This is a genomic window from Streptosporangium subroseum (assembly GCF_900188345.1).
Classification (GTDB): domain Bacteria; phylum Actinomycetota; class Actinomycetes; order Streptosporangiales; family Streptosporangiaceae; genus Streptosporangium; species Streptosporangium subroseum.
The window spans coordinates 1-1,595 of record NZ_FZOD01000170.1; the positions used below are offsets into that span (position 1 = coordinate 1).

The 1,595-nt window shown below is 67.6% G+C and carries 1 protein-coding gene; it reads left to right on the forward strand.

The features are described from left to right. Positions 1-193: 193 nt before the first annotated feature. Positions 194-1,595 (forward strand): ThuA domain-containing protein (locus CHC08_RS47855; RefSeq protein ID WP_089213965.1); only part of this gene is annotated, 1,402 nt, incomplete at its 3' end.

Consider the following 1,595-nt stretch of genomic DNA (forward strand, 5'->3'; position numbering starts at 1 on the left):
GGGACACCTTCCAGAACGTCTCCACCACCCTGACCGGCTCCGCCACAGGAAACCTCTTCCTCGTCTTCACCGGCGGCAGCGGCAACCTGTTCGACGTCGACACCTTCACCATCACCAAGTAACGCGACTCCCGGTGCGGCGGACCCCCGCCGCACCGGGCTTCACGGACGAAAGGACAGCCATGCGGAGCCTCATGCGAAGCGGGCTCACGGCCATGGGCGCGGCCACACTGGTCGCCGCGACCATGCTCGTCCCGACGGCCGCACACGCCGCCGACCCCGCTTACAAGGTGCTGGTCTTCTCCAAGACGGCCGGCTTCCGGCACGACGCGATCCCCACCGGCATTCAGACCATCCGGGATCTGGGCACGGCCAACAACTTCACCGTCACCGCCAGCGAGGACGCCGCGGTTTTCACCAAGGCCAACCTCGCGCAGTACAAGGCCGTGGTGTTCCTCAGCACCACCGGTGACGTGCTCAACGCCACCCAGCAGACCGCCTTCGAGAGCTACGTCAACGGCGGAGGCGGCTACTTCGGCATCCACGCCGCCGCCGACACCGAGTACGACTGGCCGTACTACGGCGGCCTCGTCGGCGCCTACTTCTCCTCCCACCCCGCCATCCAGCAGGTCACCGTACGGGTCGAGGACGCCGTACACCCCTCGACGGCCCACCTGCCCAGGGCCTGGGTACGCACCGACGAGCTGTACAACTACCGCACCAACCCGCGGAGCACCGCTCACGTGCTGCAGACCCTCGATGAGAGCACCTACAGCGGCGGTGACATGGGTGACCACCCCATCACCTGGTGCCACCCGCAGTCCTCCGGCCGGTCGTTCTACACCGGCCTCGGCCACACCATCTCCTCCTACGCCGAGCCGGCGTTCCGCACGTTGCTGCTCGGCGGCATCCGGTACGCGGCCGGGATGGCAAAGGCCGACTGCCGTCCGGAGACCGGATACACCTCGCTGTACAACGGCTCGACCACCGGATGGACGCAGACCGGTCCGGGCGGCTTCACCAACTCCGACGGCACCCTCTCCTCCACCGGCGGCCTGGGCGTGCTGTGGTACTCGGCGAAGAAGTTCGCCTCGTACTCGCTCAAGCTCGACTGGAAGGCCCTCGGCGACGACAACTCCGGCGTCCTCGTCGGACTCCCCGCCGCCGACCCCAACAACGGGAGCAAGGGCTACGAGGTCCAGATCGACGCCACCGACAGCGCGGATCGCACCACCGGATCCGTCTACGCGGTCAAGAGCGCCGATATCGCCGCCCGTGACGCGGCCCTGAACCCGCCGGGTGCGTGGAATACCTATGAGCTCCTCGTCCAGGGCGAGCGGCTCCAGGTCTTCCTCAACGGATCGAAGATCAACGATTTCACCAACACCAATACGGCGCGCAGCCTGCGCGAGGGGCACATCGGCATCCAGAACCACGGCACGGGTGACGACGTCGCGTTCCGCAACATCCGGATCAAGGAGCTCGGCGGCACCGGTCCCGTCACCCAGACCGTCGAGGGTGAGGCCTACACCTCCAACTCCGGCGTACAGCCCGCCGACCACGGACCCGCCAGCGGCGGCAAGACCGTCGGCTACA